This window comes from Pseudomonas sp. URIL14HWK12:I6 (genome assembly GCF_000514195.1).
Classification (GTDB): Bacteria; Pseudomonadota; Gammaproteobacteria; order Pseudomonadales; family Pseudomonadaceae; genus Aquipseudomonas; species Aquipseudomonas putida_A.
This window is the reverse complement of record NZ_AZVL01000027.1, coordinates 30,562-51,111: the sequence shown is the minus strand read 5'-3', so window position 1 is coordinate 51,111 and position 20,550 is coordinate 30,562. Positions and strand designations below refer to the sequence as shown.

Sequence of the window (20,550 nt, the reverse complement as noted above, 5' to 3'; positions counted from 1 at the left end):
CTCCTGCCGATTCGATAAAGCCTGAAGGTTAACCAAGCCGTGGGGCGTTGGACAGCTCAGTCTTCGAGCAGTCCGAGTTCCCGTTGTGCACGCCGGTCGCCGGCGCGGGCGGCCTGGCGCAGCAGATCCTGCCCGATGCGCCGATCACGGGCATTGCCGCACTCGCGGCACATCAATTGGCCGAGACGACTTTGCGCGGCGACCACGCCTTCGCGCGCCGGTTGCTTGAGCAGGCGCCCCGCCAGATGCTTGGCATTACGGCTATCGCCCAGGCGCGGGCTGTCGAGCAGCCATTCGGCCACACGCACGGAAAATCGCTTGGGAGGGGTAACACGAGGGTGTTCGGAGGTAACAGAGTCTGATACTGAGCGAAACTTCATAAAACACTGTGGGACAGATCGGAAGGCGCGCCACTCTACTCTCTTTTTCGTACAGGTAAAGTCGAAAAAAACCCGGCACGCCCGTCCTAGAGCAAGCGCTAGGGACAATCCACAGAAGCTGTGGATAACTCAGTGGACAACCGCTCCCGAACCTCCGCAAAGCCTTGTGGAATGGGGCTCGCAGTCAAACTGACGATTTTTTCACCAACAAAAAAAGACGATATTTTTCATTGACTTAAACTTTTGATACAGGCAGCCATCGGGGTCAGGATTGATATGACAGCAAGGTTACCGTCTGCGCAACTAATGTGCACAAGTACCTGTTACCCGGTTATATCGATGCGCTTTTTTGGCCCTTTTGGCGCCTCGGACTGGGGATAAGCGGGCTGACGATGGACATGGCTGCACGCTTTTGTGGCGACGGATGGTTTCTTCGCGAGCAGGCTCGCTCCTGCAATCGGCCCCGTTCTCCTGTGGGAGCGAGCCTGCTCGCGAAGGGGCCAGCCCTGTCCCCGGTGATCCGCGCCACCGACCGAAATCTTTTTTTGCCGCCGGGTTTGCATTGCCCAGGACGTTCCGTTACTATTCGCGGCGTTAGTACCAAGCTGAAAGTCAATTCCGGTCGAACACATCCCCACGGTCAACCTTCTTCCCAGAAGCCCTTCACCGAAAAAAGCGGGAACGACCCCTCGATGGTTTCCAGGTAAATCTTCCGCCGACACTGCCTTTGAATGAATGCAAAGGGTGTTGCGAAGACCACTTACTCTGACCGAACCAGCCTGCAAATTGATCAGGATCTTCACCCCGGGCCCAGAACCTTTGCCCTCGATGTGTTGCCTGTCCTCCTAAGTACCTACCTGCCAGCCCAAGCGCGCCAACTTAATAGCGCTTCAAACTGGCTGCTTTGTTCCAGTCGGGTTCTTTGTTCGACCAATGGTGGTCGACATTACTGGAACGTTTTAACGTTGCACGGTTCTTATCCGTGTCATTTGTAGGAACACCTAATAACTATGTCTACTCAAATCCAGACTCAGGATGCCATTCGCACCCTAACCAACGCTTTTGCCCCAATGAACTGCCTGATCATGGCCGCTCGCAAAGGCTGCTTCAGCTTCACCGTGGTCAATGAACACGGGATCGCTCGCCACAGCGAGCGTCTGTACCCAGATCAGTACTCCAGCGCCGAACCGCTGCAGGCCATTATTGATCGTACGCGTCAGGCATTGATTGCCTGAGAGCCGAAAAGGCTGCAAAAGCAAAAGCCCCGCACAAAATGCGGGGTTTTTTATTGCCCGATATTTCGCTTTTAGCCATTCACGCCTAAGCACCTTCGGATATAACGCCTGTGGCTCGCTGCCGGAAATATTTTAAAAACAGGCCTTTACGTCGCGAATATGACACTACACTTCAACTCAAGCGGCTTGATCCGCTTTCGGCGAGCCTGAGTCGATCCACTGCTGCCAAGGCCCTTTCAGGTATCGCCGGCCAATTACAAGATCCGAGGGTTTTATGGGTATCGCTGCCAGCGAACTGTGCCGCTATGTGATCCGTCCCACACTGATCTATCTGGGACGCCACTGCGCAACTGCCGAATCCCTGCTACTGGGCATTGCCGCCAGCCAGTCCGCCCTCGGTTCCGCCCTGCATGACCGCCGTGGCCACGGCCTCTACCGGATTGCCGAGCACCGCCACCAGGCCCTTTGGGATCACTATCTGGCACTCGATCCGGAGCGTGCGAGCCTGGTTCGCGGCCTCGCCAGCCAACATGCCTTTTTGAGCGGCCCGCACCTAGAATTGACCGTCAACCTGCGTTACGCCACCGCCATCGCCTGGCTGCTGGTAGAAGAACAACACACCCCCCTCCCCGCCCCGGACGATCTGCTGGGCATGGCGCGAATCTGGCGTCAGACCTTCCAGCCGCAAGGTCGTCTGCGCGACTTCACCTACGCCTGGCAAACCTGTGTTTCACCGGTGAATCAGGTCGCGTGTTGACTGGCGAGTTTCAGAAGATCGCTCAACAGGTCGCGAATCTGGTCGGATTGTCCTACAAAACCGCTCTAACTCAAGCCATACGGACTATAGCGCTGGGACGAAAATGTTGGTAATTTTCGCCCCGGTGATCACCAGGAGTTCTAATAATGAAAAAAGTCATGCTCAAAACCACCCTTAGCCTCGCCGTTACCATGGCATCCACCCAGATCTTCGCAGCTGGCTTTGCCATCAACGAACACAGCATCAGCGGGATGGGCACTGGTTACGCTGGGCGATCCTCTTCTGCCGACGACGCAAGCACTGTTTATGGCAACCCTGCCGGCATGTCGCGCCTCACGCGCGAACAAGTCACCGGCGGTGTTGCATTCCTCGATGCCAAGACCGATATCAGCGACGCCAGCTCCAGCCCTAACGGCGGCAGCAACAAAGGCGACATGGTGCCCTTCACCTCCGTACCTATGGGCTTCTACGTCAAACCGATCGATGAGCATTGGGCATTCGGCCTCGGCGTGTACGTGCCGTTCGGTCTGATTACCGACTACGAAAAAGGCTTTGGCGGCCGTTACTTCGGCAGCAAGTCCGAAGTACAAGTCATCACTTTCCAGCCAACTGTCAGCTACAAGTTCAACGACGTGGTGTCGATCGGTTTCGGTCCGACCATCAACCGCATCGACGGCACGCTGGAATCCAACCTGTCGATCACTCAGGCTGCGCCGGACGGCAAGGTCAAGATCAAGGGTGACGACACCGCGCTGGGCTACAACATCGGCGTGCTGGTACAGGCCACCGACACCACTCGTCTGGGTCTGACCTACCACTCGAAAGTCGATTACAAGCTCGAAGGCAACACCAAGGTCAACTACGGCGTATTGGGCGCCGTCGGCCTAAGCGCCCAGCAGAAGTACGACGCTTCGCTGAAGATCACCACCCCTGAATCCGTGGACTTCTCGGTTACTCAGGCGATCAACGATCGCTGGAACGTTTACGCCGGTTCGACCTGGACCCGCTGGAGCCAGTTGAAGAAGATCACCGTTGAAAACTCGGGCGTACAGCCGCTGCTGGCCGGTCAGTTCGGCGAGATTACCGAAGAGCAGAACTGGCACGACTCCTGGGCTTACGCCGTGGGTACTTCGTATCAGTTGAACAAGGAATGGGTACTGCGTACCGGTCTGACCTTCGACCAGTCGCCGACCAACAACGTCGACCGTTCGCCACGCATCCCGACCGGCGACCGCACGATCTTCAGCATCGGTGCCGGCTGGAGCCCGACCGAAGACCTGACCATCGACGTCGCTTACTCGTACCTGAAGGAAGAGTCGGTCAAGATCCACAACCAGAACGATCGTGGCCAGACCTACGATGCCAAGTATGAAAACTCGGCAAACGGTTTCGGTGTTGGCGCAACTTACCGCTTCTGATGCTGCACGGCGAGGCTAACCCCTCGCCCACAGAAAAGCCCCGCTCTCTTTACAGAAAGCGGGGCTTTTTAATACCTGTTCAAACACCCCAGATCAAATGTGGGAGCGGGCTTGCTCGCGAATGCGGTCTGACATCCAGAACAAGTGCTGAATGATCCGCAGCCCTCGCGAGCAAGCCCGCTCCCACAAAAAGCGTGTGTTATCAATTGAGAGGTTTTGAGGCGATAGCCTTTTCAACCGCCGCAATAAACTCCGGATCATCGGGTTTGGTCAGACTGGAGAAATTCGCGATCACCTTGCCCTGACGATCAATCACGTACTTGTAGAAATTCCACTTCGGCGCACTGCTCTGTTCGGCCAGCACCTTGAACAGGTGAGTAGCATCGTCGCCACGGACCTTCTGCGGTTCGGTCATGGTGAACGTCACGCCGTAGTTGGCGTAGCAGACCTTGGCGGTTTCGGCGCTGTCCCTGGACTCCTGCTTGAAGTCATTGGACGGCACGCCGAGCATTTCCAGGCCTTGCGCCTTGTAATGCTGATTGAGCGCTTCGAGGCCCTCGAACTGCGGGGCGAAGCCGCAGAAACTGGCGGTATTGACCACCACCAGCGGCTTGCCGGCGTAGCGCTGGCACAGATCGACGGATTCCTTGGCGCGCAACTTGGGCAACGAACCTTGCAGCGCCTCCGGACAGTCAGCGGCCTGGGCCAGTCCGGTCAACGCCATCAGCAACGCGGGTACAGCACACCAGCGCATGAGCATGTCGGGGCATCCTTTGAGCAGTCATCAGACTCCCGACGTTACTCGCCATCCAAGCCTACAAGCAAGCGCCCAGGCCCAACTGCATTAACGCCAGGCCGCCCTGATGCCAGCCCCACCACACCAGCGCCAGCAACAGCGCGCCGAGTGCGGTGAAGGCGATTTGAGGCCAGGAGCGTTTCATACGGCGCCGACAGCCGGCTGCAGACGTGCCACAGGACGCTCGCGTACCGGCCAGTTCAGCGCGGCTGCCAGCAGACTCAAGAGAATCGCCACTTGCCAGATCAAGTCATAACTCCCGGTACGGTCATACACCACCCCACCCAGCCAGCCGCCGAGGAACGAGCCGAGCTGATGAAAGAGGAACACGATACCGCCGAGCATGGACAGATTGCGCACGCCAAACAAGGTCGCCACCGTGCCGTTGGTCAATGGCACCGTCGACAGCCAGAGGAAGCCCATGGCCATGCCGAACAGGTACGCCGAGGTCGTCGTCACCGGCAGCCACAGGAACAGCACGATCACCACCGCACGCAGCAGGTACAACGCCGTCAGCAGACGCGGCTTGGACATGCGCCCACCGAGCCAGCCGGCAGTATAAGTGCCGAAGATATTGAACAGCCCGATCAGCGCCAGCACCGTGGTACCGACCGTCGCCGGCAGATGCTGATCGACCAGATAGGCCGGCAGGTGCACACCGATGAACACCACCTGGAAGCCGCAAACGAAAAAGCCGAACGCCAACAGCCAGAACCCCGAGTGGGAGCAGGCTTCGCGCAGCGCTTCAGACAGGGTCTGTTCATGGCCGAGCACCGGCAGCGGTTTGTCCTTGAGCATGCTCACCAACGGCACAATCATCGCCACCAGCAAACCGAGTACCAACAGCGCCGCCGACCAGCCGAGCCAGCCGATCAAACCCAGCGTGCCCGGCAACATCGCAAACTGGCCGAACGAACCGGCAGCACTGGCGATGCCCATGCCCATGCTGCGTTTTTCCGGCGGCACCGCACGACCGACCACGCCGAGAATCACCGAGAACGACGTACCGGACAGACCGATACCGATCAACAGACCGGCACTCAGCGACAGGGTCAGTGCCGAATCGGACAGCCCCATGCACACCAGGCCCGCGGCATAAAGCACGCCGCCGACCAGCACCACTTTCGCCGCCCCGAAACGGTCAGCCAGCGCGCCAGTGAACGGCTGCGCCAGACCCCAGATCAGGTTCTGCAAGGCGATCGCGAAGGCAAACACTTCGCGCCCCCAGCCGAACTGCGCACTCATCGGCGACAGGAACAGACCGAAGCCGTGCCGCACGCCCAATGACAACGCCAGAATCAGCGCACTTCCCAGCAACACCCAACCGCACGTACGCCACATCGATGTCATTGTTATTCTCCGTTCGCGGGTATATACCCGCTTAAATCCGGAAAAACCGGCCCTCAGGCCAGTTCATCCAACAGTCGCAGCAAGGTTTCACGCTTCTCGGCGCCCAGGCGATCGATCAATCGCTGTTGCGCCGCTTCCCAGGCCGGCAGCGCCGCCGCGAGGCGTTGTGCACCGGTTTCGGTGAGACGGACGATGCGGTTACGCATGTCCTCGCCCTCGGCCAGCGCCACCAGGCCCTCGCCTTCGAGCACCCGCAGGTTGCGCCCCAGGGTGCTGCGATCCAGACCCATGGCTTCGGCCAGTTCCGAGATGCTCGGTTGATCCAGACGCTGCAGGTTGCACAGCAAAGAATACTGGGCAACGTTGATCCCGAAGCCGTCGAGAGCGCCGTCGTAATGCCTGCTGACGCCACGAGCGGCGCGACGCAGGTTGGTGCACAAACACTGAGAAGGAAGCATGATGCGTGTATATACCCGCGACTGTGTTAAATCAAGTTACACATGAGTTTTACCACTACATTTGTAGCGCCTGACAGGCCGCTTTCGCGAGCAGGCTCGCTCCCACAGGGGAATGCATTCCAAATGTGGGAGCGAGCCTGCTCGCGAAGAGGCCGGCGGTGTCTTGGCAATATGTCAGACCAACACCACCCCAACCAACACCACCATCTCCAGCAATTCCAGCAACGCCCCCGCCGTATCGCCCGTAGTCCCGCCCAACCGCCGCATCATCACCCGCCGCAGCCAGACAAACCCGACCAACGCGAAAACCAGCGCAACAATCGCTTTCACCCCGCCGATCAACAAACAACCCAGCGCACTCGCCCCAAGCACCCACCAACCAGCTCTACGCGGCAAATGATCAGCCAACGCCTGCCCCAACCCACCCGCGCGCACATACGGCGTGGTCAGAAACAGCCCTAGCAGCGCCGCCCGCCCCAACAACGGAACGATGATCAACATCACTGCGTACCCTTGCTCGATCAGCGCCAGCAACGCGCAGAACTTCAGCAGCAACACCAACACCAGCGTCACCACGGCACTCGGCCCGCTGCGCGGATCCTTCATGATCGTCAGCGTGCGCTCGCGATCACCGAAACCGCCAAGCCAGGCATCGGCACTGTCAGCCAGACCATCGAGGTGCAGCGCGCCACTGAGCAGCACCCACACCGTCAGCAACAGCGCCGCATGCAGCAACAACGGCGCGCCGGCCAACGCCAGGTTGAATGCCCAGAGGATCCCTCCGAACAGCAACCCCACCAGCGGATAAAACACCAGCGAACGCCCGAGCTGTTGCGGCTCCGGCATACCCGGCAGACGAATCGGCAAACTGCTGAGAAATTGCAGGGCGATCCACAGTGGCAGCATCTCAGTGACCTTCCTTGAGCACGCCATCTGCTTCGACGCTGAGCGCAAACAGCGAAGCATGCGCGACTTCGACATTGAGCAACTGTTCACGCGGCAAACCTCGCGCTTGCGCCAGCAACAGACGCATCACGCCGCCATGACTGATCAACAAAACACGTTCACCGGCATAGGCCTGATGCAACCGCGCAACCGCGCCCAGCACACGTTCAGCAAAATTGCTGACCGGCTCACCCTGCGGCGGCGTGAACGAATACGGATCGGCCCAGAACAACCCCAGCGCTTCGGCATCAGTCTCCATCAACGCCGCTGCGCTCTGGCCCTCCCAGGCACCAAAATGCAGCTCCTGCAGATCCTTTTCCAGCTGCACCGGCAGATTCAGTTGCTCGCCCAGCTCTGCAGCGAACCGCGCACAACGCTGCAACGGCGAACTGATCAACCGATCCCACGGCCCGCCCGCCAGCACCGCGGCACGCATCTGTGCCCACCCCTTTTCGGTGAGCGCATCATCGAGACTGCCGCGCAAACCGCCGCCCAGTTCAGTTTCACCGTGGCGCAACAGGTCCAGTCGCAACGTCATGCCGGACGATCCGCCACCGCAGCTTCGGCGAACGTCGCCATCTGCCCGTGAAGGTCACAGGCCAGACGCAACAGCGGCACGGCCAACGCCGCCCCGCTGCCCTCGCCTAAACGCAGGCCGAGCTCCAGCAACGGTTCGGCGTTAAGGGTTTCCAGCACATGGCGATGGCCCGGCTCGGCCCCACGATGACCGAACAGCAGCCACTCGCGGCAGGCCGGGTTCAGCCGCACCGCGACCAACGCGGCGACCGTACAGATAAAGCCGTCGACCAGCACCGCGACGCCTTCCTGCGCACACGCCAGGTACGCGCCGACCAGTGCGGCGATTTCAAAACCGCCGAGGTTGAACAGGGTTTGCAGCGCATCGCCACGTTGCGCCGCGTGCAGCGCCAGTGCGCGCTCGATCACTTGTGCTTTATGGCTGACGCCCTCGGCATTCAACCCCGTGCCGGGACCGGTCAAGTGCTCCACCGGACAGTCGAGCAAGGCACACGCCAGCGCACTGGCGGCAGTGGTGTTGCCGATGCCCATTTCGCCGCCGATGAACAACTGTGTGCCGGCCGCTTTGGCGCGCAGCACGCTGTCGCGACCGGCCTGCAAGGCGAGTTCGCCCTGTGCCTGGGTCATCGCCGCGCCCTTGGCGAAATTCGCAGTGCCCGAGCCGATGTTCAGATGACGCACGCCCGGCAGATTCAACGTCGGTGTCACGGTGCCCAGATCGACCACTTCCAGCTGCGCATCGAGCTGCCGCGCCAGCACGCTGATTGCCGCACCGCCGCTGACGAAGTTGAGCAACATCTGCCCGGTGACTTCCTGCGGGAACGCGGAAACGCCTTCCGCGACCACCCCGTGATCACCGGCAAAAATCGCGATCCACACCTGTTCAATCGTCGGTTTGATCTGCCCCTGCAATCCGGCCAATTGCACCGCCACGCTTTCGAGGCGACCGAGGGAGCCGGCCGGTTTGGTCAGTTGCTGTTGGCGCGCCGCCGCCTGTTCAACGATCTCGGCATTCACGGATTGGCACGGGTTCAACCACCACGCTTGAGTCATAACGCAGGTCCTTTCAGGGTCAGGGGCAGGCCGGCGACGGTCAGGACGACTCGCTGACAACGCTCGGCCAGAGCTTGATGCAGCCAACCGGCTTCATCGACGTAGCGGCGAGTCAATTCGCCCAGCGGCACGACACCCATTCCGGTCTCGTTGCTGACAAAAATGATTTCCCCCGGCAATGACGCCAGGCAGTCCAGCAGGGCGTCGCGCTCGGCGGCGAGACGCGCGGCGTCATCAAGCATCAGTAGATTGGTCAGCCACAGGGTCAGGCAGTCGACCAGCAAGCAACGCTCGGCACTGGCGTTCTCGCGCAGGACGCGGGCCAGCTCCAGTGGTTCTTCGATCAGCGCCCATTCGGCCGGACGCCGGGCGCGGTGATGGGCGACGCGTTCGTTCATTTCACCGTCCAGCGGCTGGCTGGTGGCGATGTAAGTGACCGCCAGATGGCTGTCGCTGGCGAGTTTTTCCGCCAGGCGACTTTTGCCGGAGCGGGCGCCGCCGAGGATCAGTTGGAGCATGGGGACATCCTGAAAATTATGTGTTGAGGCAATCGCCCTCTTCGCGGGCAAGCCCGCTCCCACAGTGACCGCAGTGGCTGAAACACCTCACTCCCCTGTGGTGGATGGAGATGTTCTGTCATTTATGTATTGAGGCAACCGGCCCCTTCGCGAGCAAGCCCGCTCCCACATGGGAATGCGTTCCAACGTGGGAGCGAGCCTGCTCGCGAAGAGGCCGTAACAGCCAGCCTAAATCCCGCAGAGCTGACGCAGCAGCCCGGTATCCAGATGCTGCTCCACCAGATCCGCCAGCCGCTCGATATCGCGCTCGCGCAAGCCGTGGTAATCCACCTCCTGCACTTCGCTCAACCCGGCCCAGCGCAGCAACGCGGCACTGGCTTGCGGCGACTCGAACAAGCCGTGCAGATAAGTGCCGAACACCTGCCCGTCCAGACTCTGCGCGCCGTCGCAACGACCGTCATCCAGATGCACCGCCGCATTCTCCAGCGCCGGCCCCACCGTCACGCCCGCATGGATTTCATAGCCACTGACCTCGGCGTTTTCCAGCGCCAGATGCCCACGGACATTGCGCAACTGCTTCTCGGCTTCCAGCGTGGTGTCGAACGCCAGCAAACCCAGGCCGGCACTCGAACCCGACGCGCCTTCCAGCCCCAGCGGATCGTGCACTTGCTCTCCGAGCATTTGCAGACCGCCGCAGATCCCCAGCAACTTGCCGCCATAACGCAGGTGCCGATTGATCGCCGTGTCCCAGCCATTAGCACGCAAATACGCGAGGTCGCTGCGCACGCTTTTCGAGCCGGGCAGGATGATCAGGTCGGCGGCAGGGATAGCCTGCCCCGGGCCGATGAATTGCAGATCGACCTGCGGATGCAGACGCAGCGGATCGAAGTCCGTGTGGTTGCTGATGCGCGGCAGCACCGGTACCACCACTTTCAGCACTTGCTCGGCCTTGTCGGTCTGGCGCTGGTCGATGCCGTCCTCGGCCTCCAGATGCAGGTCCATCACGTACGGCAGCACACCGATAACCGGTTTGCCGGTGCGCTGTTCCAGCCAGTCGAGGCCCGGTTGGAGCAAGGCGATGTCACCGCGAAAACGGTTGATGATGAAGCCCTTGACCCGCGCCTGCTCGCTCGGCGACAGCAGCTCCAGCGTGCCGACCAGATGCGCAAAAACGCCGCCGCGATTGATGTCGGCGATCAGCAGCACCGGGCAATCCACCGCTTCGGCAAAGCCCATGTTGGCGATGTCCCCGGCACGCAGATTGATCTCGGCCGGCGAGCCAGCGCCTTCGACCATCACCAGCGGATACGCCGCGCTGAGCCGTTGATGCGACGCGAGCACCGCCTGCATGGCGATGGCTTTGTAGTCGTGATACGCCACCGCGTTCATGCTGGTGACCGCGCGGCCATGGATGATCACCTGCGCGCCGGTATCGCTGTTGGGCTTGAGCAGCACCGGGTTCATGTCGGTGTGCGGTTCGAGATGCGCGGCTTGTGCCTGCACCGCTTGCGCCCGGCCGATCTCGCCGCCGTCGGCGGTCACCGCGCTGTTGAGCGCCATGTTCTGCGGTTTGAACGGCACCACCGCCACACCCTGACGGGTGGCCCAGCGGCACAGCGCCGTCACCAGCGTACTTTTACCGGCATCGGACGTGGTGCCCTGAACCATCAAGGTTGTCATTGGGTTTCCTTGGCGAAAGCTTGCAGCGCCTGTTCGAGACGCGCTTCTTCAGCGGCGTTGGCAGGCAGGCCGAAACGCAGGCTGCTGTTGTGGGTGAAGATGCGCAGGAGGATGCCGCGTCGGGCCATGAACTCGTGCAGCGCAGGCGCGTGCTCGGTGATCAGCCACTGAAACAACGCGCAACCGCCCTGAGGTTTGAAGCCATAGCGCTCCAGCAACAACGCGAGGCGTTCACTGGCTTCATCGCTGCGAATGCGTTGCCGGGTGTGCGCTTCGGTGTCTTGCAGGCAAGCCTGACCGAGCACCCGCGTCGGCCCGCTGACCGCCCAGGGTCCGACCTGTTCCGCGAGCAATCTGAGCAACTTGCGCTCGGCCAGCACAAAGCCCAGACGCACACCGGCCAGACCGAAAAACTTGCCGAAGGAACGCAGCACAATCAAACCGATCTGGTGGGTATGCGGCGCCAGACTCAGCTGCGGTGTGTTATCCATGAACGCTTCATCGACCACCAGCCAGCCGCCACGCTGGGCCAGCCGCGCGTGCCAGTCGAGCAGTCGCGCCGGGGTCAGGCTCAGGCCGGTGGGGTTGTTCGGATTGACCACCACCAGCACGTCGAGGCTGTCGAGGAAGAATTCGACTTCCTGCTCCAGCACTTCGCGCACGATGTAACCGCTGCGGCGCCAGGCTTCGGCGTGCTCGGCATAACACGGCGACAACACACCGACCTTGCCGGCGCGGCGCAAACGCGGCAGCAACTGAATCGCCATCTGCGAACCGGCCACCGGCAGCACCTGCGAAGCGCCGTAGTAATCACACGCGGCCTGTTCCAGCCCGTCATCGGTTTCCGGCAAGCGTGCCCAGGCGCGCAGCGGAATTTCCGGCACCGCAAACGGCCACGGCGCGAGGCCGCTGGAGAGGTCGAGCCAGTCAGCCTCGGCAATCCCGTAATCGAGTGCAGCCTTGCGCAGCCGGCCACCGTGCTCAAGCATAGAATTCAGCCCCCACGCAGAGAATCAGCAGCCATAACCATACCCCGCGCTGGACCAATTGCCAGCCGCGATCAATCGAATCGGCATCGGCCGGCGAACCTTCGCCCAGTTGCGGACGCTCATGCAGTTCGCCGTGATAGATCGCCGGGCCGCCCAGTTCGACATTCAATGCACCGGCACCGGCCGCCATCACCGGACCGGCATTCGGGCTGTCCCATTGCGGGCCCTGGCTGCGCCAACATTTCCAGGCGAGCCGGGTGTTGCCCAGCAGCGCGTAGGTCAGCGCCACCAGCCGGGCCGGAATATAGTTGAGCACGTCGTCGATTTTTGCCGCGCACCAGCCGAAGCGTTCGAAGCGTTCGTTGCGATAGCCCCACATAGCGTCGAGCGTATTGCTCAGGCGATAGAGCACTACGCCCGGCGCGCCGGCCACGACAAACCAGAACAGCGCGGCGAACACCGCGTCACTGCCGTTTTCCAGCACCGATTCAGTCGCGGCGAGAGCGACGGCGGTGCTGTCCAGTTCGCTGGTCTGGCGACTGACCAGATAGCCGACGCGTTTGCGCGCCTCTTCCAGATCATCAGCGCGCAAGGCGGCGGCTACCGGCGCGACATGCTCACCGAGGCTGCGCATGCCGAGGGCGCAATACAGCGCAAGAATCTCGACGATCCAGCCTACATACGGTGCCCAGGAAAACGCGGTGGCGAGCAAGGTCAGCGGCAGCACCGCGATCACCCAGGCGGTGACCCCGTGACTGCGCCAGCCACGCCCGCCCGCATTGAAACGGCGCTCGATGCGCCCGGCAAAATTGCCGAACGCCACCAGCGGATGCCAGCGTTTCGGTTCACCCAGCAGCGCATCCAGCGCGACCGCGGCGACACTCAACAACGCCACACTCATTGACTCACTCCCCAATAATTTTCGTACAGCAACTCATTGAGCGGCCGCGCCTGCGCCCACCCTTCGAGTACCAGCATCGGCGCCGGATAGAATTCCTTGACCGGCCCCAGACACAACACCGCCAACGGCTTGGCCCCGGCCGGCAACTGCAGCAGATCGGCCAGTGCCTGCGGTTCGAACAGCGACACCCAGCCCATGCCCAGCCCCTCGGCTCGGGACGCCAGCCACAGATTCTGAATCGCGCAGGACAGCGAGGCCATGTCCATTTCCGGCAGCGTACGACGGCCGAAAATATGTTTTTCGCGATCGTCCATCAGCGCCGCGACCAGGACTTCGGCGCAGTCGTTGATGCCTTCGACCTTGAGCTTCATGAACTCGTCACTGCGCTCGCCGAGGGCTTCGGCGGTGCGGATGCGTTCTTCTTCGACGAGGTTCTGGATCTGCCCGCGCAGGGCGCGATCGCTGATGCGGATGAAGCGCCATGGCTGCATCAGGCCGACGCTGGGCGCTTGATGCGCGGCTTCCAGCAGACGGCGCAGCAGCTCCGGTTCGACCGTGCCGCCGGTGAAGTGGCGCATGTCGCGGCGTTCGGCGATGGCTCGGTAGACGGCTTGGCGCTCGGCTTCGGAGAATGTGTTGTCGGTCATGGACTCTTCGCGAGCAGGCTCGCTCCCACATTGGACGGGGTGCTTGCTCAAGAAACGCGATCCCCTGTGGGAGCGAGCCTGCTCGCGAAGGCGGCCTGACATTCTGGCGCAAACAATGCGGCCATCGCCTTCGGATTCGACGGAAAGTAGAAATGCACGTACGACGCCGTCATCCGCCCTTCCCGATAAACCGCCTCGGCCCCGCGCCCGCCATTCGGGCTGATGCCCCGGGCAATCGGCGTCAGTTCGGTGCTGGTCAGGGAATGGTGATAGGTGTGCCCACGCAGCGAGCCCTCCGGCAGATCCACCGCTTGCAGTGCCAGTGCCGCCAGACGTTTTTGCATCACCGCCTCACCGCGCAGCAGCCCCACCAGTTCGGCGCGGGTGCCGTCAACGTCGGTCAACGCGTCGAGCAGATAGAGCATGCCGCCGCACTCGGCGAGCAGTGGTTTGCCGGCGGCGTGGTGCGCACGGATTGCATCAAGCATTGCCACGTTTTGCGATAGCGCGACATGGTGCAATTCCGGATAACCGCCGGGCAGATACAGACTGTCGGCCTCGGGCAGTTGGGTATCGCGGATCGGCGAGAAGAAACTCAACTCGGCGCCCATCGCCCGTAACAGGTCGAGACTGGCGCCGTAGGTGAAGGCAAAGGCCTCATCGCGAGCGACAGCAATGCGCACGCCGTCGAGCAGCGGTTCAGCGCTGATCATTTCAGGCGCGGCGAATTCCACGGCCGGTGGCAGCGCTACCTCGCAACTGCTGGCCAGTGCTTCAGCCGCCGCGTCGAGACGCAGATCCAGATCATTCAGTTCACTGGCCTGCACCAGACCGAGATGGCGGCTCGGCAACTCGATCCCGGTCTCGCGGGACAATGCGCCGTACCAGCGCAAACCTTCGGTGAGGCTGCCTTCGAGCAATTGCGCATGACGCAAGGTGCCGACACGGTTGGCCAGCACGCCGGCAAACGGCAGGTCCGGCTGGTAACGCGCCAGCCCCAACGCCAATGCGCCGAAGGTCTGGGCCATGGCGGTGCCGTCGATCACGCCGAGTACCGGCACGCCGAAATGCCGCGCCAGATCGGCGCTGGACGGCGTGCCGTCGAACAGGCCCATCACGCCTTCGATCAGGATCAGATCGGCTTCGGCGGCGGCTTCCCACAACAGGCGGCGGCTTTCCTGCTCGCCGACCATCCACATGTCCAGTTGATACACCGGCGCACCGCTGGCGCGCTCGAGAATCATCGGGTCGAGGAAATCCGGGCCGCACTTGAACACGCGCACCTTGCGCCCCCGGTTGCGATGCAAGCGAGCGAGCGCGGCAGTGACGGTGGTCTTGCCCTGACCGGAGGCCGGCGCGGCGATCAGTACCGCCGGGCAGTGACGTGGTTGATTCAAAGTTCGACGCCTTTCTGCGCTTTGATGCCAGCCTGGAAGGCGTGTTTGAGCATGCCCATTTCGGTGACGGTATCGCCCATCTCGATCATTTCCGGCTTGGCCGCGCGACCGGTGACGATTACGTGCTGCATCGGCGGACGCGCCTGCAAGTCGCTGAGCACTCGATCCAGATCGAGGTAGCCGTGCTTGAGGGCGATGTTCAGTTCGTCCAGCACCACCAGGCCAATCGACGGATCGCGCAGCAGCTCGCGGGACACTTCCCACGCGGCTTCGGCGGCGGCGATGTCACGCTGGCGATCCTGGGTTTCCCAGGTGAAGCCCTCGCCCATCACGTGAAAACGCACTTGTTCAGGGAAGCGGCGGAAGAACAGCTCCTCGCCAGTGCTGTTGCGGCCCTTGATGAACTGCACCACGCCGCACTGCATGCCATGGCCCATGGCGCGAGCGAGCATGCCAAACGCCGAGCTGCTTTTGCCTTTGCCATTGCCGGTCAGCACCAGCACCAGGCCGCACTCGTCAGGCGAATTGGCGATGCGCTCGTCGATCACGGCTTTTTTGCGCTGCATACGCGCCAGATGGCGTTCGTCACGCTCGGGGGAATCGGTCATGGGGGAGCTCTCCGTTGAGGCTGGATAACGGCGGGCAGGCACAAGAATAGACGGCAAAAAGCCTGGCATCGCCCACCGTGATGCCGCTGGATGGATCAGGCCGGTCTCCGGGCTCATGAGCGGCGAATCGCCTGACTGCGCGCCTTCCCGTGTCTGTCGACCCAGTGGCTCAATGCGCAGTTTTCACTCATTTACCGTTGCGGGGGCAGCGCCGGGATCGTGATCGTGCTTCGCCTGAAGACAACCCTCACCGGCTTCCCTGTTTCACTCTGTCGACATGCGTCACAGAGCACCTGAAACAAGCCGCGAAGGTTAGAGGGTTGGGGGTGGAGCGTCAATTAAAGAGGGGGCCGTCGGGCGAATAACTGCCGTCGATCAATTATCTGACGCCAATCTTGTGCCACACTGAGACAAGTGATATCAAAGAGCCATGCTTTTGATTGAAAAGCACATCACAACAATAAGGATGATGACGATGCAAGGCATGATCATCAGCAACCCGCGCCTGGAATTCCTGCGCCCGATGCTGGAACGCTGGTTTGACTGTATCGACCGCTACAACGCCATTCGCGGCGACAACGACACCCCTTACTGGCATGACGAGAAAGCCAATCTCGGCTTGCTCTCCGCGGCAGCCTGGATGGCCGAGCTGGTGACCCTTTGTGATACCTCGACCCGAAAGCAGAACGAGGATGGCGAGCGCAATGCCCGCGCCGATCTGTTCATCGCCGGCGCCGAAGACCGCGCCTACCTTCAGGCCACCCAGCGCTGGCCACGGGTCAACAACCTCAATCTGACCCAGGCCCTGCTGGACATCACCAGCGACGCCAAACGCATCAGCTTCGCCAGCGACCTCAAGCTCGGCTGCCTGTTCGTCGCCCCGCAAAAAGCCCAACACAGCGCCAGCCCCGAAGAGTTGCAGGACATGGTCGACGACCTGCAAAAGGAACACTGCTGCGCAGTAGCCTGGTATTTCCCCTATGCCTACCGCAAGTTGCGCAGCGAAGCGGGCAACTATCACCCGGGCATCGCCGTGCTGTTCAAAGAGGCCCGTGGTTGAGCGGTTGAACCATCGGGTGCGCGCACTCCTCTATGATTAGGCATGCATTCATAGGGAAGATCAGTAATGCGCAAAACCCAACTCGCTCTCGTCATCGCCCTCGCCGGAGGGCTCGCCGCCTGCGGTGAATCCTCCAGCCTGCAAGTTTCTGACGGCACCGGTCCGTCACCGAAGCTGCCTGAACCAAACAAAACCCTGATCCCGACGGTGAACATCGCCCCGGCGGTCGGCTGGCCTGCAGGCGGTAAACCGACCGCCGTAGCCGGTACGCAAGTCGCAGCATTCGCCGAAGGCCTCGATCATCCGCGCTGGCTCTACGTGCTGCCCAACGGTGACGTGCTGGTGGCGGAAACCAACGCCCCGCCCAAGCCTGACGACAGCAGCGGCATTCGTGGCTGGGTGATGAAGAAAGTCATGGGCAAGGCCGGCGCTGGTGTGCCGAGCCCGAACCGCATCACCCTGCTGCGCGACGCCGACCACGACGGCGTGGCCGAGACCCGCACGGTGTTTCTGCAAAATCTCAATTCGCCGTTTGGCATGACCCTGGTCGGTAACGACTTGTACGTCGCCGACACCGATCGGCTGCTGCGCTTCCACTACGAATCCGGCGCGACCGAGATCAAGACCCAGCCGATCAAAGTCACGGATCTGCCGGGCGGCACGCTGAACCATCACTGGACCAAAAACGTCATCGCCAGCAAGGACGGCAGCAAGCTGTACGTCACTGTCGGCTCGAACAGCAACGTCGGCGAGAATGGTCTGGATAAAGAAGAAGGTCGCGCGGCGATCTGGGAAGTCGATCGCGCCACCGGCAACCACCGGATCTTCGCCTCGGGCATCCGCAACCCCAACGGCCTCGCGTGGGAACCGACCACGGGTGCGCTGTGGACAGCGGTCAATGAGCGTGACGAGATCGGCAGCGACTTGGTGCCGGACTACATCACCTCGGTCAAGGACGGTGGCTTCTATGGCTGGCCCTTCAGCTATTACGGTCAGCACGTGGATGTGCGGGTGAAGCCGCAAAATCTGGATCTGGTGGCCAAAGCTATCGCCCCGGACTACGCCGTCGGCCCGCACACTGCCTCGCTGGGCCTGACCTTCGCCGAAGGCAACAGCCTGCCGGCGCAGTTCAAGGAAGGCGCGTTCATCGGTCAACACGGCTCGTGGAACCGCAAACCGCACAGTGGTTATAAAGTGATTTTCGTACCGTTCGCGGTCGGCAAGCCGAACGGAGCACCGGTGGATGTGCTGACCGGTTTCCTCGACAAGGACGAGAACGCTTTGGGTCGCCCGGTAGGCGTGGTGATCGACCAGCAAGGTGGTTTGCTGGTGGCGGATGATGTGGGGAACAAGGTTTGGCGGGTTTCGTCTGCCAAGTAACTTTTGCCTGACCTGAAACAACTGTGGGAGCGAACCTGCTCGCGAATGCGTAGTGTCAGTCTCCATTGGGTTGACTGATACACCGCTTTCGCGAGCAGGCTCGCTCCCACATTAGGATTGCTGCGATTTTTACTACGGGTTATGCGCCAGATGCTCCGGCTGCAACACCCGCTTGGCACTCAGGTACGCCTTCTGCCAGTACGCCTTCGACAGACTGTCCAGCTTCACCGTGCCGCCGGTGGCTGGCGCGTGCACGAAGCGCCCTTCGCCGACGTAGATTCCCGCATGGCTGACCTGCGAGCCGCCATTGGTGGCAAAGAAGATCAGGTCGCCAGTCTGCAAACCCTCTTTGCCGACATTTGGCGCCTGCATCACGATCATCTCGCGGGTGGAGCGCGGCAAGGAGATACCGGCGGCATCGCGGTAGACGAAACCGATCAGACCACTGCAATCAAACCCGGAATCCGGTGTGTTGCCGCCCCAGCGATAAGGCGTGCCAACCAGGCCCAGCGCGCGAAACAGCACGTCTTCAGCAGCAGGCGAAAAAGCTTGGGAAGGCCCGAATACCACCGGAGCGCGTACCACTGGCGCAGGCGGCGGAGTGCGGCTGGCGCAGGCGCTGAGCAGCGCTGCGAAGAAAATCACTGTGAGGCGGGCCGACATCGTCATAAGCAGAACATCCTGATCTGGCTGCGGCTTTCTCTGCCGAATGGACAGAAACAAAACCGTCTGCGGAGCACGCAGGCGGTTTGCCATCAATATAGATACAGGATTCTAGCGGCTACGCGGCAAACTTCAAGTAAGACTTTAACTTCACCTTGTAAAGTCTAGGTCTACTCCCTTGCCGGGCACCGTTTTTGTCGCCACGGACGTGGCGACAACGGGGGAATTACTTGCGAGCGGTGACCACGGTCGGAGCCATCGCGAGGGCGCGCTTGGCTTCGATGAAGGTCTTGCTCCAGTAGCTGTCACCCAGGCTGTCGATGCGAACACCGCCGCTGCGACGACTGCTGGAGTGGATGAACTGATTGTCACCCAGGTAGATCCCGGCGTGGCTTACACGACCGCGACGACCATTGGTGGCGAAGAACAGCAGATCGCCCGGCTCAAGGTTGCCGCGCGAGACCAGAGGCGCATCGACGTTGATCATTTCACGGGTGGAGCGCGGCAGATTCATGCCGGCTTCTTCGCGGAACAGATAACCGATGAAACCGCTGCAGTCGAAGCCGGCTTCAGAGGTACCGCCGAAACGGTAACGTGTACCGATCAGGGACATGCCGCGTTCAAGGATACTGTCGGCCAGAACCGGGAGCTCGTACGGCTTCTTGTTGAAGTCCGAGAGTTCTTTTTCGGTGTCCAGCTCTTCCTGGTAAATAACAGAAGACTGGGCAGTGGCAGAATTTTTAACCTGCTGAGGCTGCTCTTGAACTGGAGAATGAGCAGCGCAACCGAACAACAGGGTGACGAGTGCGAGAGGCACGAGGGGTGCGAAGCGATTTAGCATGGGCACGACCGTGGCTGAAGTTGTAAAGAAGCCGAGACTATGCCCGCTATCGGCCTCATTTGCAAATTCAATCGATCTTTTTGTGACTTCCCGGTTTCTCGTTTACATCTAAGCGCTTAAGCCCATTTGACTCGATACGCGGTCTGCATACGTTGCGGAAACGCGGATTTTCTGGCGCCTGAAATATGTCGAAACGTGCTGAAAGCCTCGTATTTCAAGGGCTGACTACCAACCGAGGGTCTCTTTCAGGAACGGAATCGTCAGCTTGCGTTGCGCCTGCAACGAGGCCTGATCCAGCTGTTCGAGCAGGTCGAACAATGCACTCATGCTGCGGGTGCCGCGAGTCAGAATAAAGTGTCCGACTTCATCGGTCAGATGCAGACCGCGACGCGACGCGCGCAATTGCAGGGCACGCAATTTGTCTTCATCGGAGAGCGGCCGCATCTGGAAGATCAGCGCCAGGGTCAGGCGCGATTTGAGGTCAGCCAGTTTCACCGGCAGCTCGCGCGGCGAGGTTGAAGCGGCAATCAGCAAACGTCGACCGCTGTCACGCAGGCGGTTGAACAGATGAAACATCGCCTCTTCCCAGTCCGGCTTGCCGGCAATCACCTGCAAGTCGTCCAGGCAGACCAGTTCGTACTGCTCAAGGTTGTCGAGGATTTCGATACCACGATCCATCAGCTCGGCCAGCGGCAGATACACCGCCGGTTCACCCATCTGCTCGAAACGCAGACACGCCGCCTGCAACAGATGCGTACGCCCTACCCCATGCTTGCCCCACAGGTAGATGAGGCTTTCGGTCCAGCCGGCGTCGGCTTCGCATAGGCGCTCGACATAGCCGAGTGCAGCGGCATTGGCGCCTGGGTAGTAGTTGATGAAGGTGGCGTCGTCACGCAGACGCACACCTAGGGGCAGCTGAATCGGTTTCATGCTGACT

At 61.2% G+C, this 20,550-nt stretch carries 23 protein-coding genes and 1 riboswitch; of the genes, 5 read left to right on the top strand and 18 right to left on the bottom strand.

Annotated elements, in window-relative coordinates; translation table 11 throughout:
- Window positions 1-56: 56 nt before the first annotated feature.
- On the bottom strand, window positions 57-380 hold the full coding sequence (locus tag H043_RS0124505) for a sel1 repeat family protein (RefSeq protein ID WP_081730279.1): 324 nt from the start codon (window positions 378-380) through the stop codon (window positions 57-59).
- 1,010 nt (window positions 381-1,390) lie between these two features.
- On the opposite strand from H043_RS0124505, the gene H043_RS0124500 reads away from it, so the two are divergent.
- The 3 genes from H043_RS0124500 to H043_RS0124490 all read left to right on the top strand — a co-directional run bounded on the left by H043_RS0124500 (window position 1,391) and on the right by H043_RS0124490 (window position 3,790).
- The gene (locus tag H043_RS0124500; protein WP_007962908.1) at window positions 1,391-1,615 is read left to right on the top strand and encodes a hypothetical protein; all 225 of its coding nucleotides are present in this window, start codon (window positions 1,391-1,393) and stop codon (window positions 1,613-1,615) included.
- Window positions 1,616-1,889: 274 nt separating this feature from the next.
- Window positions 1,890-2,372 (top strand): hypothetical protein, encoded by a 483-nt coding sequence (locus tag H043_RS0124495; protein ID WP_007962906.1) that lies wholly within the window; start codon window positions 1,890-1,892, stop codon window positions 2,370-2,372.
- A 146-nt stretch (window positions 2,373-2,518) separates the two neighbouring features.
- On the top strand, window positions 2,519-3,790 hold the full coding sequence (locus H043_RS0124490) for an OmpP1/FadL family transporter (protein WP_027614069.1): 1,272 nt from the start codon (window positions 2,519-2,521) through the stop codon (window positions 3,788-3,790).
- A 202-nt stretch (window positions 3,791-3,992) separates the two neighbouring features.
- Here the strand turns inward: H043_RS0124490 and H043_RS0124485 are convergent, their stop codons facing one another.
- The 14 genes from H043_RS0124485 to cobO form a co-directional block, all read right to left on the bottom strand.
- Window positions 3,993-4,550 carry a glutathione peroxidase gene (locus tag H043_RS0124485; RefSeq protein ID WP_027614068.1) on the bottom strand — a complete coding sequence of 186 codons (558 nt, stop codon included), beginning with the start codon at window positions 4,548-4,550 and terminating at the stop codon, window positions 3,993-3,995.
- A gap of 55 nt (window positions 4,551-4,605) precedes the next feature.
- The gene (locus H043_RS30845) at window positions 4,606-4,731 is read right to left on the bottom strand and encodes a hypothetical protein (protein WP_256214479.1); all 126 of its coding nucleotides are present in this window, start codon (window positions 4,729-4,731) and stop codon (window positions 4,606-4,608) included.
- Window positions 4,728-5,936, bottom strand: a complete 1,209-nt coding sequence (locus tag H043_RS0124475; protein WP_027614067.1) for an MFS transporter — start codon at window positions 5,934-5,936, stop codon at window positions 4,728-4,730. Before H043_RS0124475 ends, H043_RS30845 begins: the two co-directional genes overlap by 4 nt.
- Window positions 5,937-5,989: 53 nt before the next feature.
- Entirely contained in the window at window positions 5,990-6,394 is a 405-nt protein-coding gene (locus H043_RS0124470) for a MarR family winged helix-turn-helix transcriptional regulator (protein WP_007950413.1), read from the bottom strand.
- A 174-nt stretch (window positions 6,395-6,568) separates the two neighbouring features.
- On the bottom strand, window positions 6,569-7,300 hold the full coding sequence (locus H043_RS0124465) for an adenosylcobinamide-GDP ribazoletransferase (protein WP_027614066.1): 732 nt from the start codon (window positions 7,298-7,300) through the stop codon (window positions 6,569-6,571).
- 1 nt (window position 7,301) lies between these two features.
- A complete protein-coding gene (gene cobC, locus H043_RS0124460) occupies window positions 7,302-7,877 on the bottom strand; it encodes an alpha-ribazole phosphatase family protein (protein WP_027614065.1) in 576 nt (191 codons plus the stop codon).
- Window positions 7,874-8,929, bottom strand: coding sequence for a nicotinate-nucleotide--dimethylbenzimidazole phosphoribosyltransferase (gene cobT, locus H043_RS0124455; protein WP_027614064.1), 1,056 nt, complete (start codon window positions 8,927-8,929; stop codon window positions 7,874-7,876). Before cobT ends, cobC begins: the two co-directional genes overlap by 4 nt.
- Window positions 8,926-9,447 (bottom strand): bifunctional adenosylcobinamide kinase/adenosylcobinamide-phosphate guanylyltransferase, encoded by a 522-nt coding sequence (gene cobU, locus H043_RS0124450; RefSeq protein ID WP_027614063.1) that lies wholly within the window; start codon window positions 9,445-9,447, stop codon window positions 8,926-8,928. The genes cobT and cobU overlap by 4 nt, the downstream gene beginning before the upstream one ends.
- Before the next feature lie 228 nt (window positions 9,448-9,675).
- The gene (locus H043_RS0124445) at window positions 9,676-11,127 is read right to left on the bottom strand and encodes a cobyric acid synthase (protein WP_027614062.1); all 1,452 of its coding nucleotides are present in this window, start codon (window positions 11,125-11,127) and stop codon (window positions 9,676-9,678) included.
- On the bottom strand, window positions 11,124-12,116 hold the full coding sequence (cobD, locus tag H043_RS0124440) for a threonine-phosphate decarboxylase CobD (protein ID WP_027614061.1): 993 nt from the start codon (window positions 12,114-12,116) through the stop codon (window positions 11,124-11,126). Before cobD ends, H043_RS0124445 begins: the two co-directional genes overlap by 4 nt.
- A complete protein-coding gene (gene cbiB / locus H043_RS0124435) occupies window positions 12,109-13,017 on the bottom strand; it encodes an adenosylcobinamide-phosphate synthase CbiB (protein ID WP_027614060.1) in 909 nt (302 codons plus the stop codon). The genes cobD and cbiB overlap by 8 nt, the downstream gene beginning before the upstream one ends.
- Window positions 13,014-13,664 (bottom strand): 5,6-dimethylbenzimidazole synthase, encoded by a 651-nt coding sequence (bluB, locus tag H043_RS0124430; RefSeq protein WP_027614059.1) that lies wholly within the window; start codon window positions 13,662-13,664, stop codon window positions 13,014-13,016. Before bluB ends, cbiB begins: the two co-directional genes overlap by 4 nt.
- A gap of 47 nt (window positions 13,665-13,711) precedes the next feature.
- Window positions 13,712-15,061: a cobyrinate a,c-diamide synthase gene (locus H043_RS0124425; protein ID WP_027614058.1), complete on the bottom strand. Its 1,350-nt coding sequence runs from the start codon at window positions 15,059-15,061 to the stop codon at window positions 13,712-13,714.
- Window positions 15,058-15,669: a cob(I)yrinic acid a,c-diamide adenosyltransferase gene (gene cobO, locus H043_RS0124420; RefSeq protein WP_027614057.1), complete on the bottom strand. Its 612-nt coding sequence runs from the start codon at window positions 15,667-15,669 to the stop codon at window positions 15,058-15,060. Before cobO ends, H043_RS0124425 begins: the two co-directional genes overlap by 4 nt.
- A gap of 80 nt (window positions 15,670-15,749) precedes the next feature.
- Window positions 15,750-15,981, bottom strand: a riboswitch (cobalamin riboswitch).
- Between the two features lie 163 nt (window positions 15,982-16,144).
- Here cobO and H043_RS0124415 point away from each other — a divergent pair.
- Both H043_RS0124415 and H043_RS0124410 read left to right on the top strand, forming a co-directional pair.
- Window positions 16,145-16,729, top strand: a complete 585-nt coding sequence (locus tag H043_RS0124415) for a hypothetical protein (RefSeq protein ID WP_027614056.1) — start codon at window positions 16,145-16,147, stop codon at window positions 16,727-16,729.
- 66 nt (window positions 16,730-16,795) lie between these two features.
- Window positions 16,796-18,109: a sorbosone dehydrogenase family protein gene (locus H043_RS0124410; RefSeq protein WP_027614055.1), complete on the top strand. Its 1,314-nt coding sequence runs from the start codon at window positions 16,796-16,798 to the stop codon at window positions 18,107-18,109.
- Window positions 18,110-18,241: 132 nt separating this feature from the next.
- Here the strand turns inward: H043_RS0124410 and H043_RS0124405 are convergent, their stop codons facing one another.
- The 3 genes from H043_RS0124405 to hda form a co-directional block, all read right to left on the bottom strand.
- Window positions 18,242-18,778: a C40 family peptidase gene (locus tag H043_RS0124405; protein WP_027614054.1), complete on the bottom strand. Its 537-nt coding sequence runs from the start codon at window positions 18,776-18,778 to the stop codon at window positions 18,242-18,244.
- Between the two features lie 220 nt (window positions 18,779-18,998).
- A complete protein-coding gene (locus tag H043_RS0124400; RefSeq protein ID WP_007962885.1) occupies window positions 18,999-19,613 on the bottom strand; it encodes a C40 family peptidase in 615 nt (204 codons plus the stop codon).
- A gap of 225 nt (window positions 19,614-19,838) precedes the next feature.
- A complete protein-coding gene (hda, locus tag H043_RS0124395; RefSeq protein WP_025111852.1) occupies window positions 19,839-20,543 on the bottom strand; it encodes a DnaA regulatory inactivator Hda in 705 nt (234 codons plus the stop codon).
- Between the last annotated feature and the right edge of the window lie 7 nt (window positions 20,544-20,550).